The sequence below is a fragment of the Paenibacillus yonginensis genome (assembly GCF_001685395.1).
Lineage (GTDB): Bacteria > Bacillota > Bacilli > Paenibacillales > Paenibacillaceae > Fontibacillus > Fontibacillus yonginensis.
On record NZ_CP014167.1, the window covers coordinates 955,336 to 971,515 of the forward strand.

Consider the following 16,180-nt stretch of genomic DNA (forward strand, 5'->3'; position numbering starts at 1 on the left):
CTCCAGTCTTCGCAGCTCCTGCTGGAAGGAAACCTTTTGGATGAGGATTTTTGGTTGGATTGAAATCGATTTCAGAAATCTCAATAAAAGGAGGTGAGGCGGACTGTAACCTCGGATCGTCTCCGTACCCCAGTTAAACATTTAAAGGAGGAACTGATCTTGAAAGTCAAAAAAGCCTTTTCGTTCATTTTCGCCTTCACCTTGATCTTCGGTTTGCTGCAATTTGGCAACCAGCCCAAAGCCGAAGCAGCAGCGATTGGAGCAAGCGACTTTTTGAAGACAAGCGGTACACTCGTTAAAAATAACTATGGGAACGGCAGCGTCGTCAGTCTTCACGGAACGAACCTGGGCGGTTGGCTGCTTGGGGAGAACTGGATGTCGCCGCTTGGCGGGACGGATGAGTGGACAGTCCGCTCCACGCTGATCAACCGTTTCGGCGAAGCCGCAACGGACAGTATTATCACAAGTTATCAGGATACCTGGATTCAGGCCGGCGATCTGGACAATATCAAGAACCTGGGGTTAAACCTCGTCCGTGTTCCGATCTATTGGGAGAATCTGATGAACCGGGACGGCTCCATGAAATCGGACAGCGTTTCGTTCCGGAAGCTGGATTGGCTCGTGTCTGAAGCGGGTGCCCGGGGGATTTATGTCATGCTGGACCTGCATGGCGTGCCGGGGAACATGAACGGCTGGCAAAGCGGGGGACGTGACGGGGCAAACGAGCTGTGGAGCAACCCGACCTATCAGGATTGGACGGTCAAAATCTGGCAGCGTCTCGCGAACCACTACAAAGGCAACCCGGTCATCGCCGGTTACGATCTGCTGAATGAGCCGGTGAGCAACAATTCCAGCCTCTCCATCAGCCAAATGTACGACCGGTTATACAAAGCGGTCCGAGCCATCGACCCTGACCATATCATCGTAGTGGAAGCTTTCGGTTACTGGAATAATATCGTAGCTCCTTCTACCTACGGCTGGACCAATACCGTTTATGAGCTCCACAACTACGATTGGAACGACAAGGACTATAACAGCCAGAACAACAGCATCAACCAATGGTTTGCGGATATCGCCTCGCATCAGCAGAGCTGGAATGTTCCTGTTTTTGCCGGTGAATTCACGTTGTTCGAGTTTAATGACTTATGGGAAAAATATCTGTCCGGTTTGGACGCGCTGAATGTCTCCTGGACGAATTGGACTTACAAAATTACGGGCGGCGGCAATTGGGGCCTGTATAACAACAACTCTAACCCGTTCCCGAATATCAACAGCGACAGTGTGGACACGATCAAAAGTAAATACGCCAAATTTGCGACGAGCTTTCATCAGAAGAATACCGCTCTGCAAAATATCGTAAAGGCCTATGCACAGCTGAACACGCCTTCCAGCATCAAAGCCGTAGCCAACGGCAAATACGTAACGGCTGAAAATTCCGGCAATGAGCCGCTGGTTGCGAACCGTGACTCGGTGGATGCGTGGGAGAAGTTCATCATGATTGCCAATGCGGACGGAACGGTCTCCTTTTTATCCATGGCCAACAATAAATATGTAACGGCAGACTTGAACCAGGGCGGCAGGCTGATTGCCAGAGCACAAGGGATTGCGGCCTGGGAGAAGTTCCGCAAGACCACCAATGCGGACGGAACCGTATCGTTCCAGGCGGTAGCCAATAACAAGTACGTTACCTGCGATCTGAACGCCGCAACACCGGTGCTTGTGGCAAGCCGAGACAGCGTTGGCGGCGCATGGGAGGCTTTTACGGTAACCACGGCTCCATAAGCCCGAGAGTCTGCAAGGCATCTTTCCCTTTCCTTTCCAGGGGAAGATGCCTTTTCTTTGGCGTTAGGTGTTGGACACTGGCACAAATATGAGGAGAGTCTACATAATTTTTAGGCTTAAGCCGAAAATAAAGACATCATACTATTTTGAACAAGAGGAAGAGGATGTTATGCAAAAGCTTGGTCGTAAACTTGTCTTTATTCTCGCGCTTGCTGCTTTGGCCACCATTCCAGTCCTAGGCGCTACCTCCGAGGCTCCAATCTATATGAAAAACAAAACGTATCTCCTGCAGTTAGCCAATCAGTCTCATTATAAGGTGCAGCATGCCGACATCGTGATGCTTGGTGATTCGCTGACCTTTAACGTACAGTGGAATGAACTGCTGGGGAGGAATGTTGCCAACCGGGGAATCGGCGGGGATTTCACCTCCGGTATGCTTAATCGGCTGGATTATGTCACCAATTTGACCCCTTATATGGTCTTTGTTATGGCGGGCATTAATGATATCACCAGCGGGAAAGTAACTCCGGAGGAGGCGTTTAACAACTATACCAGGATCCTTAATCGCCTTGAGGAGGAACAGATCACGCCTGCGATTACCCTTACTTTATATGTGGGGAAAGAAGTCAAGGACTACATAACGGTTAATCAAAATGTCCGCAAGCTGAACGACTACCTGAAGAATTATGCCAATGCCCACAAAATCCCCTATATTGACTTAAATGCAGTCCTAGCCCCGAACGGTTATTTGCTTTCTAATTATTCGATTGACGGCATTCATATTAATGGGGATGGCTATAATATTTGGGGAAATAAAGTAAACGCTTTGATTGATCAGGTCTTGAATTCGGAGCAGCACACCGCTGTGCAAAAATAACACAGGCCCCGGGGCAACCCGGGCTTGTGTTATTCTCTGATATCCTTTTTTTACTTAAATTAAAGAAATAGCTAATAAACTAAACAAACTTAAAGTCAACAGACCAGTTCCAAATCCCGGATAGCCAAAGTAGGGGAAAAAGGCAGAAGTAGTAACGCTGCCGCCCTCGGGACGCAAATAAACGTTATTTCGATCCACATCTACGATTGTCCCCCGATATTCCTTGCCGTCTCGGGTCAGGATTCTGACTTTTTTGTTTTTGTATCTCAAACAATGATAATACATCTGATCCAACATGAATGGCACCTCCTGTTTCTGTCAATGTATGAGGAATTCAGCTAATCGCCACGGCGGATAACGTAGGATAGATATAAATGTCTCAAATTTAGGTAGGTAGCATATTAGAAGAATAGGGCAGCTAGGGCAGCTTAGAATAAAATGAAATTGGAAAATTATGAGGGTTGCCAATCGCTTTGAGATCATGGTATATTCTTATTCCAGCCGCTTGAAGCAAATGGTTAAACAACCATGGTTGGCAGCCAATGATAAGATGCTTTTCTATTGAAAGTTTTAAATAAGCTGACTAAGCTTCAAAACTTTCAAGAAAAAAAGTGCTTGCCAAAATGCTGGAGAGATGATAAGATATAAGAGTTGCTGCTGAGAACGAAAGCGGCGACGGAATGACAAGTTTGATCTTTGAAAACTGAACAACGAGTGAGAAATAAATGAGATATTTTGGGACGAATTTGAAATCCATGTGGATTTCAAATTCGCTCCAATCTCGTCAGATTCAAAATGAGCTAAACAAACACTTTGAATGGAAAACCTACCGCCTTCGGGTGGCAGGGACCTTCCATCTTTATTGGAGAGTTTGATCCTGGCTCAGGACGAACGCTGGCGGCGTGCCTAATACATGCAAGTCGAGCGGAGTGGATCGGGAGCTTGCTCCTGATTCGCTTAGCGGCGGACGGGTGAGTAACACGTAGGCAACCTGCCTGCAAGACTGGGATAACTACCGGAAACGGTAGCTAATACCGGATACGCAAGAGAGTCGCATGACTTTCTTGGGAAAGACGGAGCAATCTGTCACTTGCGGATGGGCCTGCGGCGCATTAGCTAGTTGGTGAGGTAACGGCTCACCAAGGCGACGATGCGTAGCCGACCTGAGAGGGTGAACGGCCACACTGGGACTGAGACACGGCCCAGACTCCTACGGGAGGCAGCAGTAGGGAATCTTCCGCAATGGACGAAAGTCTGACGGAGCAACGCCGCGTGAGTGATGAAGGTTTTCGGATCGTAAAGCTCTGTTGCCAGGGAAGAACGTCGGGTAGAGTAACTGCTATCCGAGTGACGGTACCTGAGAAGAAAGCCCCGGCTAACTACGTGCCAGCAGCCGCGGTAATACGTAGGGGGCAAGCGTTGTCCGGAATTATTGGGCGTAAAGCGCGCGCAGGCGGCCATTTAAGTCTGGTGTTTAATCCCGGGGCTCAACTCCGGGTCGCACTGGAAACTGGGTGACTTGAGTGCAGAAGAGGAAAGTGGAATTCCACGTGTAGCGGTGAAATGCGTAGAGATGTGGAGGAACACCAGTGGCGAAGGCGACTTTCTGGGCTGTAACTGACGCTGAGGCGCGAAAGCGTGGGGAGCAAACAGGATTAGATACCCTGGTAGTCCACGCCGTAAACGATGAATGCTAGGTGTTAGGGGTTTCGATACCCTTGGTGCCGAAGTTAACACATTAAGCATTCCGCCTGGGGAGTACGGTCGCAAGACTGAAACTCAAAGGAATTGACGGGGACCCGCACAAGCAGTGGAGTATGTGGTTTAATTCGAAGCAACGCGAAGAACCTTACCAGGTCTTGACATCCCCCTGACCGGTCTAGAGATAGGCCTTTCCTTCGGGACAGGGGAGACAGGTGGTGCATGGTTGTCGTCAGCTCGTGTCGTGAGATGTTGGGTTAAGTCCCGCAACGAGCGCAACCCTTGACTTTAGTTGCCAGCAGGTAAGGCTGGGCACTCTAGAGTGACTGCCGGTGACAAACCGGAGGAAGGTGGGGATGACGTCAAATCATCATGCCCCTTATGACCTGGGCTACACACGTACTACAATGGCCGGTACAACGGGAAGCGAAAGAGCGATCTGGAGCGAATCTTTAGAAGCCGGTCTCAGTTCGGATTGCAGGCTGCAACTCGCCTGCATGAAGTCGGAATTGCTAGTAATCGCGGATCAGCATGCCGCGGTGAATACGTTCCCGGGTCTTGTACACACCGCCCGTCACACCACGAGAGTTTACAACACCCGAAGTCGGTGGGGTAACCCGCAAGGGAGCCAGCCGCCGAAGGTGGGGTAGACGATTGGGGTGAAGTCGTAACAAGGTAGCCGTATCGGAAGGTGCGGCTGGATCACCTCCTTTCTATGGAGTACCTCGCTTCCGCAGCGAAGCGGTACAAATATCGGTTAACCATGAGTTAACCAAAATATTCTCACTCGTTGGTCAGTTTTGAGAGCTCAAACTCTCAAAAACCGCAGTTTTCCGAAACTGCCTTGATCCTTGAAAACTGGATAACGAAACAACAAATGCGAATTAGAACATTCTTTTTTAGCTGAAACTTGTGATCTTAGAGAACAAGTGAAGTGCTAACTGTAGAGCGAGGCATTTTGGAGGCAATCGATCCTTTGTGAGTCGGTTTCACCCTTGATTCATTTCAAATAAGAAACCGGGGAACAACAGAGCGTGTTGACCCAAAATCCGAGCGATTTGGTTAAGCTACTAAGAGCACACGGAGGATGCCTAGGCGCTAGGAGCCGAAGAAGGACGTGGCGAACAACGATAAGGCCTCGGGGAGCTGTAAGCAAGCTTTGATCCGGGGATGTCCGAATGGGGAAACCCGGCTGGTGTAATAGCCAGTCACTCGTAACTGAATACATAGGTTGCGAAGAGGCAGACCAGGGGAACTGAAACATCTAAGTACCTTGAGGAAGAGAAAACAAGTAGTGATTCCGTCAGTAGCGGCGAGCGAACGCGGAAGAGCCTAAACCAAGAGGCTTGCCTCTTGGGGTTGTGGGACGTCTCACATGGAGTTACAAAGGAATAGGGTAGGCGAAGAGGTCTGGAAAGGCCCGCTAGAAGAGGTAAAAGCCCTGTAACCGAAAGTCTGTTCCCTCCGAGACGGATCCCGAGTAGTGCGGGGCACGTGAAACCCCGTATGAATCTGCCAGGACCATCTGGTAAGGCTAAATACTCCCTAGTGACCGATAGCGAAGCAGTACCGTGAGGGAAAGGTGAAAAGCACCCCGGAAGGGGAGTGAAAGAGAACCTGAAACCGTGTGCTTACAAGAAGTCAGAGCCCTATGATATTTTCCTTCGGAAAAATCACGGGTGATGGCGTGCCTTTTGTAGAATGAACCGGCGAGTTACGTTCCCGTGCAAGGTTAAGGTGAGAAGCCGTAGCCGCAGCGAAAGCGAGTCTGAATAGGGCGAGTATAGTACGTGGGCGTAGACCCGAAACCGTGTGATCTACCCCTGTCCAGGGTGAAGGTGCGGTAACACGCACTGGAGGCCCGAACCCACGAACGTTGAAAAGTTCGGGGATGAGGTGGGGGTAGCGGAGAAATTCCAATCGAACTCGGAGATAGCTGGTTCTCCCCGAAATAGCTTTAGGGCTAGCCTCGGTGGTACAGTCGTGGAGGTAGAGCACTGATTGGGTGCGGGGCCCGCAAGGGTTACCAAGCTCAGTCAAACTCCGAATGCCATAGACTGATTAACCGGGAGTCAGACAGTGAGTGCTAAGATCCATTGTCAAAAGGGAAACAGCCCAGACCATCAGCTAAGGTCCCCAAGTGTGTGTTAAGTGGGAAAGGATGTGGAGTTGCCCAGACAACCAGGATGTTGGCTTAGAAGCAGCCACCATTTAAAGAGTGCGTAATAGCTCACTGGTCGAGTGACTCTGCGCCGAAAATGTAACGGGGCTAAACACACCACCGAAGCTATGGCTTGATGCATTGCATCAGGGGTAGGGGAGCGTTGTATGTAGGTTGAAGGTGTACCGTAAGGAGCGCTGGACAGCATACAAGTGAGAATGCCGGTATGAGTAACGAAAAGATCAGTGAGAATCTGATCCGCCGAAAGCCTAAGGGTTCCTGAGGAAGGTTCGTCCGCTCAGGGTAAGTCGGGACCTAAGGCGAGGCCGACAGGCGTAGTCGAAGGACAACAGGTGGAAATTCCTGTACCACCGTAAACCGTTATGAGCGATGGGGTGACGCAGCAGGGTAGTGACGCGGACTGATGGATGTCCGTCCAAGCAGTGAGAGGGTAGCATAGGCAAATCCGTGCTACATAACCTTGGGCTGTGATGGGGAGCGAAAATTGCAGTAGCGAAGGTCATGATCTCACACTGCCAAGAAAAGCCTCTAGCCAGGTGAAGGTGCCCGTACCGTAAACCGACACAGGTAGGCGAGAAGAGAATTCTAAGGCGCGCGGAAGAACTCTCGTTAAGGAACTCGGCAAAATGACCCCGTAACTTCGGGAGAAGGGGTGCCTCGGTAGGGTGAATAGCCCGAGGGGGCCGCAGTGAAAAGGCCCAAGCGACTGTTTAGCAAAAACACAGGTCTGTGCGAAGCCGCAAGGCGAAGTATACGGGCTGACGCCTGCCCGGTGCTGGAAGGTTAAGGGGAGTGGTTAGGAGGTAACTCCGAAGCTATGAACTGAAGCCCCAGTAAACGGCGGCCGTAACTATAACGGTCCTAAGGTAGCGAAATTCCTTGTCAGGTAAATTCTGACCCGCACGAATGGCGTAACGACTTGGGCGCTGTCTCAACGAGAGATCCGGTGAAATTTTAATACCTGTGAAGATGCAGGTTACCCGCGACAAGACGGAAAGACCCCATGGAGCTTTACTGCAGCTTGATATTGGACTTTGATACGATTTGTACAGGATAGGTGGGAGCCTAGGAAGAGGGAGCGCAAGCTTCCTTGGAGGCGCCGTTGGGATACCACCCTGATCGTATCGGAGTTCTAACCTAGTACCGTGAACCGGTATGGGGACAGTGTCAGGTGGGCAGTTTGACTGGGGCGGTCGCCTCCTAAAGAGTAACGGAGGCGCCCCAAGGTTCCCTCAGAATGGTTGGAAATCATTCGAAGAGTGCAAAGGCAAAAGGGAGCTTGACTGCGAGACTGACAAGTCGAGCAGGGACGAAAGTCGGGCTTAGTGATCCGGTGGTACCGCATGGAAGGGCCATCGCTCAACGGATAAAAGCTACCCTGGGGATAACAGGCTTATCTCCCCCAAGAGTCCACATCGACGGGGAGGTTTGGCACCTCGATGTCGGCTCATCGCATCCTGGGGCTGAAGTAGGTCCCAAGGGTTGGGCTGTTCGCCCATTAAAGCGGTACGCGAGCTGGGTTCAGAACGTCGTGAGACAGTTCGGTCCCTATCTGTCGTGGGCGTAGGAAATTTGAGAGGAGCTGTCCTTAGTACGAGAGGACCGGGATGGACGCACCGCTGGTGCACCAGTTGTTCCGCCAGGAGCACAGCTGGGTAGCTAAGTGCGGAAGGGATAAGCGCTGAAAGCATCTAAGCGTGAAGCCCCCCTCAAGATGAGATTTCCCAATTAGTAAGACCCCTTGAAGACGACGAGGTAGATAGGCTGGAGGTGGAAGTGCAGCAATGCATGGAGCTGACCAGTACTAATCGGTCGAGGGCTTATCCAAAAAAGTACCCCACAAAGTGAAGAACAGCTTCGGTGCTGATTCCGAGTACTTTGGCGGGGACCCCGAGAACAACTAAATCGCAATTGATTGTTTCGTATCCAGTTTTCAGGTGATCAAACATCTGAACCGATTTTAAGCTGCATGTCCTTTCTAAGGTTTGATCTTTTGCTGAAGCGAAAGACGCGGAAGAGAAGCAGCGCAAAAATCATGTTTGGTGGCGATGGCGGAGGGGTTCCACACGTACCCATCCCGAACACGACCGTTAAGCCCTCCAGCGCCGATGGTACTTGGACCGCAGGGTCCTGGGAGAGTAGGACGCCGCCAAGCAAACCCTATATGGGTGTACATATAATAGCATGGCCCGTTGGTCAAGGGGTTAAGACACCTCCCTTTCACGGAGGTAACAGGGGTTCGAATCCCCTACGGGTCACCATTCTTCTCTTGGAACCGTGGTGTAGAGGCCTAACATGCCTGCCTGTCACGCAGGAGATCGCGGGTTCGAATCCCGTCGGTTCCGCCATTTATAAATAAATGGCAGCAGCAATTGAATATGCGGTCGTGGCGGAATTGGCAGACGCGCACGGTTCAGGTCCGTGTGGGCTAACCCCCGTGGAGGTTCGAGTCCTCTCGACCGCATACCTAATTTCGGGATGTAGCTCAGCTTGGTAGAGCACCTGGTTTGGGACCAGGGGGTCGCATGTTCGAATCGTGTCATCCCGACCATTTATAATGCGGGTGTAGTTCAATGGTAGAACTCCAGCCTTCCAAGCTGGTAGCGTGGGTTCGATTCCCATCACCCGCTCCAAATTTTAATCACTTAAAGCCTTTGCAGCGCAAAGGTTTTTTTGTTGCTTCAAATTGCTACAATAACTGAATGGCGTTTCAGCAGGGAGCGAACTTTTGTCTACTCAAAACCAAACAGACTTTTATCTTCAAAATTCTACATAGTTTGGCCAGTCAACAAACTAAGTTTTTATGTTATAATGACTCCAGAATCATCTGTCTGTTAAATACTCCTTTTTGTAAACGGTTACACTGGGGCAAAAAGGAAAGCAGATCAAGTCAGTTCAAGCAAACTCAATGAATAAAATGGGAGGGAACACGAAGATGGAGAAGAGGTTGGGGGCATTTGACTCCGGTATTTACCGGAATGTTTTTAAGGAGATGGGATTCTCTGAAGAGGAAATTGCCGCTCGGGTTGAGGATACCTGGACAAAGTTGTTTGAAGGTCCTGAGGAGACCCGGATCTACTATGAAGCAGGGGAAGACATGGGTTATCTGCTGGATACGGGAAACCTGGACGTTCGTACGGAAGGGATGTCCTACGGCATGATGATGGCGGTGCAGCTGGACCGCAAAGAGGTGTTCGACCGGATCTGGAAATGGACGCACACGTATATGTTTATGACGGAAGGGGAAAATGCCGGTTATTTCGCCTGGTCCTGCAATCCCGATGGTACACGGAGGTCTGATGGCCCTGCACCGGATGGCGAAGAGTATTTTGCGTTAGCTCTACTGTTTGCCTCACATCGCTGGGGGGATGGCTTCGCACCGTTTGATTACGGTAAGCAGGCGCGCGACCTGCTTCGGACTTGCCTGCACAAAGGCGAGAACGGAATCGGACAGCCGATGTGGAATCCGGATAATAAGCTGATTAAATTTATTCCGAATTGTGATTTTTCTGATCCTTCTTATCATCTTCCGCATTTCTATGAGCTGTTTGCTTTGTGGGCGTACCCCGAGGATCAGGCGTTCTGGAAGGAAGCCGTCACGGCGAGCCGGGCTTATCTTCATACGGCCTGCCATCCGGTCACCGGTCTGGCGCCCGAATATGCTTATTATGACGGGACGCCTAATGACACGCAGGGGTACGGGAAATTTTTCAGCGATGCTTACCGGGTGGCAGCCAACATCGGGTTGGATTATGAATGGTTTCGTGCAGATGAATGGCAGGTAGGGGAAGCGGACCGTATCCAGGCTTTTTTTGCGGATATTCAGCCCGATGACTACCGGAGATATACTATAGACGGGGAAGCTTTGGAGGAAAAATCATTGCACCCGGTAGGCCTGCTGGCCACCAATGCGATGGCTTCGCTGGCAGCAGCCGGCCCGCATGCTGAGAACGCTGTAAAATTACTATGGAACACCCCGGTGCGGACCGGCAGCCGCAGATATTATGACAACTGCCTTTATATGTTTGCCATTTTGGCTTTAAGCGGGAGTTATCGGATCTTTAAACCTTCAGCGGCTTCGAACTAACAGCAGAGCGGGTATTGGATTGCAGCGGGCTTGGACAGTTTGGTCGGATATGAGGAGATGACTGCCTGCAAAACCAACTGACGGAAGGAGGGGCATGGATGTATAAAGTCATTTTGGTGGAGGACGAGATTTTTGCCAGACAGGGACTGCGAAATCTGATTGATTGGAACAGCTGTGGGTACGAAGTCGTTGAAGAGGCGGACAACGGTGAAGAAGCGCTCGGAATGATCGAACTTATCAAGCCGGAGCTGGTTATTACCGACATCCGTATGCCGGTGCTCGACGGACTGGGATTGATCCAGGCGGTAAGGGATGCGGGCGATGCCGAAACCAAATTTATGATTATCAGTGGTTATGGTGATTTCCAATACGCCCAGAAAGCCATCAAATTCGGGGTAAAGGACTTTATCCTCAAACCGATCGACGAACAGGAGTTGACGGATTCACTGTCGCGTTTGTCCGCGGAGATCGGGAAAGAGAAGCAGAAGCGATCCGTCGGCCAAGAACAGAAAGCGCTTACTAAACTGCTTCGCGGAGAAGCAGCCCTGGAGGAAGTTGAGGAGATCGCCCGGATGGTGGCCCTGCCGCCGGACCGGCAGTACGGTTATCTGATTGCGGAGATGAACGATCTGGTCAACCCGCTGAAACGAGATGACGAAGCCAAGCAGCTTCGGGCGTTCCATCATGCGATTATCAACGAGTTCGCCGTATGGAACCCAGTGATTCAACCTCTACATCTGCATGAGCATCGGGTTGGGGTATACGGCTTTCCCGTGTGTCTGGATCCTGCTGCTCTTCCCGCCGGACAGCAGTCGCTCGTCCTTGAGGAGTTGGCTGCACGTTTGGCAGATCGCCTGAATGACAGTTTTCCTCAGCCCATTTATTGTTATGCCGGGGATGGAGTCCAGCCTCTGGCAGCAATCAACCACTGCTATTTAACGGCTATTGAAACAATGCAGTATAAATATGCTGCCCCAAATCTTCACGTTTTTACTTACGGGCAGATGAAGAAACTGACTTTACGTTATATGGAACTCGAATCGGGAGTTTACGCACATCTGCTTGAGCAGATAGAGGAGGGCAACCGGGAAGCGATGCTTGAAGCGGCCGACTCTATTTTTGCAGAGATCCAGCAGCGTGCATTTGCGCCCGAAGCCGTCCACAACGTCATTGCCAGGCTTGTATTTGGTGTTATCGGTTCCATCTCAGCTATGCAGGGCAACGAGCGGGAGCTTCATTCCCTGGAAGCAACGCTGCAGTGGCGAAATTACCCGGTAACTTTGCAAGGGCTTCAGGAACGCTTCCGTCATTTTATTGTGGAAAGTGCTGAAATGGCGGCTCGGCTGCGCAGGAATTATGTAAAGGGGGACATCATGAAGATCAAAAGCTATATCGAGCGGCATTACAATGAGGACATCAGCCTGAAGAGCATCGCAGCCCGCTTCTACATGAACCCCGTTTATTTAGGGCAGCTGTTCAAGAAAACATTTGGCGTTTATTTCAATGACTTCCTGCTGCAAATCCGTGTGGACAATGCCAAACGGCTGCTCCGTCAGACCGAGATGCGGGTATACGAAGTGGCCCGTCACGTTGGGTTTGACAATGCCGATTATTTTGTCTGCAAATTTGAAAAAGTAGAAGGCCGGACGCCTACTGCTTACCGGAATCAACTCTCCGCCAAATAAACGTACGGGGCCTGATTATGAAATTTAATTTTAACCATGTCCGTCTGAGGGGTAAAATGCTAATCCTTTACACGGTGGCCGTGTTTATCCCGATTGTGGTGACCAATATCGTGTTTTATCAGGTGACGACGCACAACGTCAAACAGCAGAAGATCAATGACATGTCGAAGGCGATGGAGCAGATCAGGAACGACTTTTTGGCCCAGATTGATGTGGCCGTAGGCATCTCTTCCGTCCTTTATGCGGATAACCTGCTGAACGATGCAGTTGAACAAACCTATGAAACGCCGTCTGAATACATCGATTCTTATTATGCTACCATCAGTCCGACCTTGTACCGTTATTCTCCGATCTACAAAGCTATTCAAAATATCTCGATTTACACCAACAATAATTCTGTCATCGGAGGCGGAGGCATACTTCCAATCACAGCCGGTGTCCGTCAGGAACCCTGGTTCCGGGCCGTCATGCAGACCACGGCTTCCTCGCCTGTTGTTGTCCGAAGCGTAAACTATACCTACAAAGGACCGGAAACAACTTATACGGTTGTCCGTAAGCTGAATTATTACAAATATCAGAATCTCCGAACCAAAGTATTAAAAATCGACATCAGCCTGGATACCGTCAGCGGCCTGTTCCGCAATTCGACGCTTCAAGGCAACCTGTATCTGGTCAACGACACAGGTATTATCGACTACGCCACCGATCCAGAGCTGAATTGGCAAGCAAGGAGAGTGTCGCTGAAGCAGCTCCCGGTTCCTTCCCACACGATTATCTTCAAAGAAGAATTCAATAATGTTAATTATTTGCGAGGTTGGCGCATTGAGGGGCATTTCCCTGAAAATGAACTGCTGAAGGACGTTTATCGTTCCCGGAACTTTGTCCTCTACCTGGCCATTCCGAACCTGCTTGTGCCTACCTTGTTCATCATCTGGTTCACTCGTTCCTTTAACAGACGGATTGTCCGCATTCTGAAGCATATGAAGAAAGTCAAAAACCATCATTTCGAAACGATCAAACATGAGCAATATCCGGATGAGATCGGACAGCTGACCGATGAATTCAACCGAATGACCCTGCAAATCCGAAAGCTCATTGACGATGTCTATATCGCGGACATTCAGCGCAAGGATTTGGAAATCAAACGCAAGCAGGCCCAGCTTCATGCGCTGCAGAGCCAGATTAATCCCCATTTCCTGTTTAATGCGCTGGAGACGATCCGGATGCGAAGTTTACTCAAGAAAGAGACGGAGACGGCCAAAATCATCCACAACATGGCAAAAATATTCCGCAAATCTTTGACTTGGGGCCGGGATCTTGTATTTGTGCGGGAGGAGCTGGAATTGATACATTGCTTTCTTGAAATCCAGAAATACCGGTTTGGCGACAAACTTCAATACGAGGTGGACATTGACGAAGCGGCTTACGGGTGCCTGATTCCGAAAATGACCATTTTGCCGTTTGTCGAAAATGCCAGCATCCATGGGATAGAGCCGCTCAAGGAAGGTGGACGAATTACGCTGCGCATCTGGTTGGAGGACGCCAAATTGATTGCTGAAGTGAAGGACAACGGAGCGGGGATTGAACAGGACCAGCTGTCCGAAATCAGGCATTCTTTGGCCAATGAGGAAGCAATGGGTGAACATATCGGCATCCGCAACGCTTATTATCGGCTGAAGCTCAATTATCGGGAGCAGCTGCATTTTGTACTTGGCAGCTCAGCCGGCGAAGGCACAACCGTACGGATCGAGCTGCCGGTCGAACAGGAAGGGATGTACAAAGAGGAGACGGACTGAAACGGCCGGGGAAATATCAAAAATCAGGGTACACCCTGATTCAGTAATTGTCCTCTCTGCCAAACGAAGAAAACCAAAGGTTTGGGCGAAAGCCCGGCTAAACAACCGAGCAAACATCTATGGTTTTCAAAGTACAGTATAAAGTTTGTCGGGTTATCAGAATATCCCCCGTTCTTTACAATGAAAGTGCTTACAATAAATAAATGAGCGAAAGGGGATAAAGACATTCATGGTCAGAAAGAAGCTTGCAATGTTAGGTTTGGCCCTTCTGATGACGGCCTCCTTGACTGCCTGCGGCGGTGGAGGAAACGGCGGGAAAAACAACGCCTCTTCGGCGGAGCCGTCCGGAAATGCCGGTGCTTCCAACTCGGCGAACAATACGGCACAGGAGGATAAGACGCCTGTAACCTTTACTTATTTTAATGCCAACTCCCAGGTACCTGACATTGACTCCAACAAGACTGAAATTGGCAAGAAGCTGGAGGAGCAAACGGGTGTCAACTTTAAGCTGCAGTTCCCGGTAGGGGATGTGAACACCAAAATCGGCACGATGATTGCGAGCGGCGATTATCCGGACGTACTCGCTCCGGATACGGCGATCGACAAGATTTTGGATGCCAAGGCTTTTATCCCGTTAAATGACCTGATCGAGCAATATGGTCCCAACATTAAAAGGGTATATGGCCCTTATTTTAACCAAATGAAGCAGGCGGACGGCAACATTTATTTCCTGCCGTTTTCCGCAGTTGTAGGTGATTACCTGCCTGCACCGACAATTGGTCAGGGAGCCTTTTTTATTCAGCGCCGTGTCCTGAAAGAGTTCGGTTATCCTAAAATCAAAACGCTGGATGAATACTTTGATTTAATCAAGAAATACAATGACGCACATAAAAGTGAAGGCCTCACAGGTTTTACCTCGCTTACTTACGACTGGCGGACGATGGGAATCTTTAATGCACCTATGCATCTCGCCGGCTACCCGAACGACGGGGACGTGATCGTGGATATGGCCACCCATAAAGCAAATGTATATGCGGACGACGATTACACCAAGCGGTGGCTTAAGAAGCTGAACGAAATCAACAACGAAGGCCTTTACGACAAGTCTTCTTTCGTTAATAACTATGACCAGTATCTGGCTAAAGTCTCATCCGGCAAAGTGCTCGGCTTCTTCGATTACGAATGGGAAGTGGACCAGGCGATTCAAAACATCCGCAAAACCGGCAATGACGACCTGGATTACATGCCTCTGCCGATCGTATTCGATCAAAATACAAAAGATCAGTATCTCGATCCTAACTCCTTTGTTGATAACCGTGGTGTAGGTATCACGACGAGCGCCAAAGACCCGGTTCGAATTATCAAGTTTTTCGATAACATGCTGAAGGAAGAGAATCAAATCATGATTCAGTGGGGCTTCAAAGGTGAAACCTACGAAGTGAACGATCAAGGCCGATTCTATCTGACTCCGGAGCAAATCGAAGCGCGCAAGGACAATGCGACCAATCAGAAGGTAGGTTTTACTTACTTTAATTACAGCTGGCCGATGTATGGTACAGCTTCTACGCTCAGTGACGGCAATGCTTACGCGGTCAATAGCCAGCCTGAAGTAGCCCAGGCTTCTTTTACGGAAGGCGACCGGAATATTCTTGAAAAATACGGCGTCAGAACGTTCTCCGAGCTGTTTGCAGCTCCGGATGATCGTCCTTGGTACCCAGCCTGGAGTATTTCTATAGAGCAGGGCTCTCCTGCGGAAATATTCCAGCAGAAGTCCAAGGATGTCAAACTCAAATATTTCCCGAAACTTGTGCTTGCCAAACCGGATCAGTTTGATGCGATCTGGGAGGAATATCTTAAGGAATTCGGCAAACTGGACGTCAAAGGTTTCGAGAGCACCATGGATGAACTGATCGCGGCCAAAATCGCCAAGGTGACGGGCACCGGGAACTAATCATCAGCCCGTTTCAACTTCTTGTCCGGCGGCTGCAAGTTGAAGGGTGGGCCTGGCTTCGGCCGGGCCCTGCCTTTCGAACTGCTCGGGTTCTATCTGAACTGGCCCGCACGCCAGCC

7 protein-coding genes, 5 tRNA genes and 3 rRNA genes are annotated in these 16,180 nt (G+C 50.1%); 14 read left to right on the forward strand and 1 reads right to left on the reverse strand.

Annotation, left to right across the window (positions count from 1 at the left end; translation table 11 throughout):
- Positions 1–159: 159 nt before the first annotated feature.
- The gene (locus AWM70_RS04390) at positions 160–1,782 is read left to right on the forward strand and encodes a cellulase family glycosylhydrolase (RefSeq protein ID WP_083180124.1); all 1,623 of its coding nucleotides are present in this window, start codon (positions 160–162) and stop codon (positions 1,780–1,782) included.
- A gap of 169 nt (positions 1,783–1,951) precedes the next feature.
- Entirely contained in the window at positions 1,952–2,659 is a 708-nt protein-coding gene (locus AWM70_RS04395; RefSeq protein ID WP_068694515.1) for a GDSL-type esterase/lipase family protein, read from the forward strand.
- Between the two features lie 54 nt (positions 2,660–2,713).
- Here AWM70_RS04395 and AWM70_RS04400 read toward each other — a convergent pair whose 3' ends face one another.
- A complete protein-coding gene (locus AWM70_RS04400) occupies positions 2,714–2,956 on the reverse strand; it encodes an LSm family protein (protein WP_068694516.1) in 243 nt (80 codons plus the stop codon).
- Positions 2,957–3,518: 562 nt separating this feature from the next.
- Between AWM70_RS04400 and AWM70_RS04405 the strand changes: the two genes are divergently transcribed.
- The 12 genes from AWM70_RS04405 (at position 3,519) to AWM70_RS04460 (ending at position 16,061) form a co-directional block, all read left to right on the forward strand.
- Positions 3,519–5,073: ribosomal RNA gene (locus tag AWM70_RS04405) — 16S ribosomal RNA — on the forward strand.
- 347 nt (positions 5,074–5,420) lie between these two features.
- A 23S ribosomal RNA gene (locus tag AWM70_RS04410) occupies positions 5,421–8,370 on the forward strand.
- A gap of 210 nt (positions 8,371–8,580) precedes the next feature.
- A 5S ribosomal RNA gene (rrf, locus tag AWM70_RS04415) occupies positions 8,581–8,697 on the forward strand.
- The 16S, 23S and 5S rRNA genes sit together here with 5 tRNA genes alongside, the layout of an rRNA operon.
- 31 nt (positions 8,698–8,728) lie before the next feature.
- Positions 8,729–8,803 (forward strand) — tRNA-Glu (locus tag AWM70_RS04420).
- Positions 8,804–8,813: 10 nt separating this feature from the next.
- A tRNA-Asp gene (locus AWM70_RS04425) sits at positions 8,814–8,890 on the forward strand.
- A 32-nt stretch (positions 8,891–8,922) separates the two neighbouring features.
- Positions 8,923–9,006, forward strand: a tRNA-Leu gene (locus tag AWM70_RS04430).
- A 10-nt stretch (positions 9,007–9,016) separates the two neighbouring features.
- Positions 9,017–9,093, forward strand: a tRNA-Pro gene (locus AWM70_RS04435).
- Between the two features lie 8 nt (positions 9,094–9,101).
- Positions 9,102–9,175: transfer RNA gene (locus AWM70_RS04440), tRNA-Gly, on the forward strand.
- Positions 9,176–9,477: 302 nt separating this feature from the next.
- Entirely contained in the window at positions 9,478–10,629 is a 1,152-nt protein-coding gene (locus AWM70_RS04445) for a family 8 glycosyl hydrolase (RefSeq protein WP_068694517.1), read from the forward strand.
- Between the two features lie 98 nt (positions 10,630–10,727).
- Positions 10,728–12,314, forward strand: coding sequence for a response regulator (locus AWM70_RS04450; RefSeq protein WP_068694518.1), 1,587 nt, complete (start codon positions 10,728–10,730; stop codon positions 12,312–12,314).
- 17 nt (positions 12,315–12,331) lie between these two features.
- Entirely contained in the window at positions 12,332–14,110 is a 1,779-nt protein-coding gene (locus AWM70_RS04455; protein WP_068694519.1) for a cache domain-containing sensor histidine kinase, read from the forward strand.
- A gap of 229 nt (positions 14,111–14,339) precedes the next feature.
- Positions 14,340–16,061, forward strand: coding sequence for an ABC transporter substrate-binding protein (locus tag AWM70_RS04460; protein ID WP_068694520.1), 1,722 nt, complete (start codon positions 14,340–14,342; stop codon positions 16,059–16,061).
- Positions 16,062–16,180: the final 119 nt, after the last annotated feature.

Bases quoted from the DNA above. Each gene is read 5' to 3' on its own strand.
- AWM70_RS04395 (WP_068694515.1), top strand. From the start codon at position 1,952: ATGCAAAAGCTTGGTCGTAAACTTGTCTTTATTCTCGCGCTTGCTGCT.
- AWM70_RS04400 (WP_068694516.1), bottom strand. From the start codon at position 2,956: ATGTTGGATCAGATGTATTATCATTGTTTGAGATACAAAAACAAAAAA.
- AWM70_RS04445 (WP_068694517.1), top strand. From the start codon at position 9,478: ATGGAGAAGAGGTTGGGGGCATTTGACTCCGGTATTTACCGGAATGTT.
- AWM70_RS04450 (WP_068694518.1), top strand. From the start codon at position 10,728: ATGTATAAAGTCATTTTGGTGGAGGACGAGATTTTTGCCAGACAGGGA.
- AWM70_RS04455 (WP_068694519.1), top strand. From the start codon at position 12,332: ATGAAATTTAATTTTAACCATGTCCGTCTGAGGGGTAAAATGCTAATC.
- AWM70_RS04460 (WP_068694520.1), top strand. From the start codon at position 14,340: ATGGTCAGAAAGAAGCTTGCAATGTTAGGTTTGGCCCTTCTGATGACG.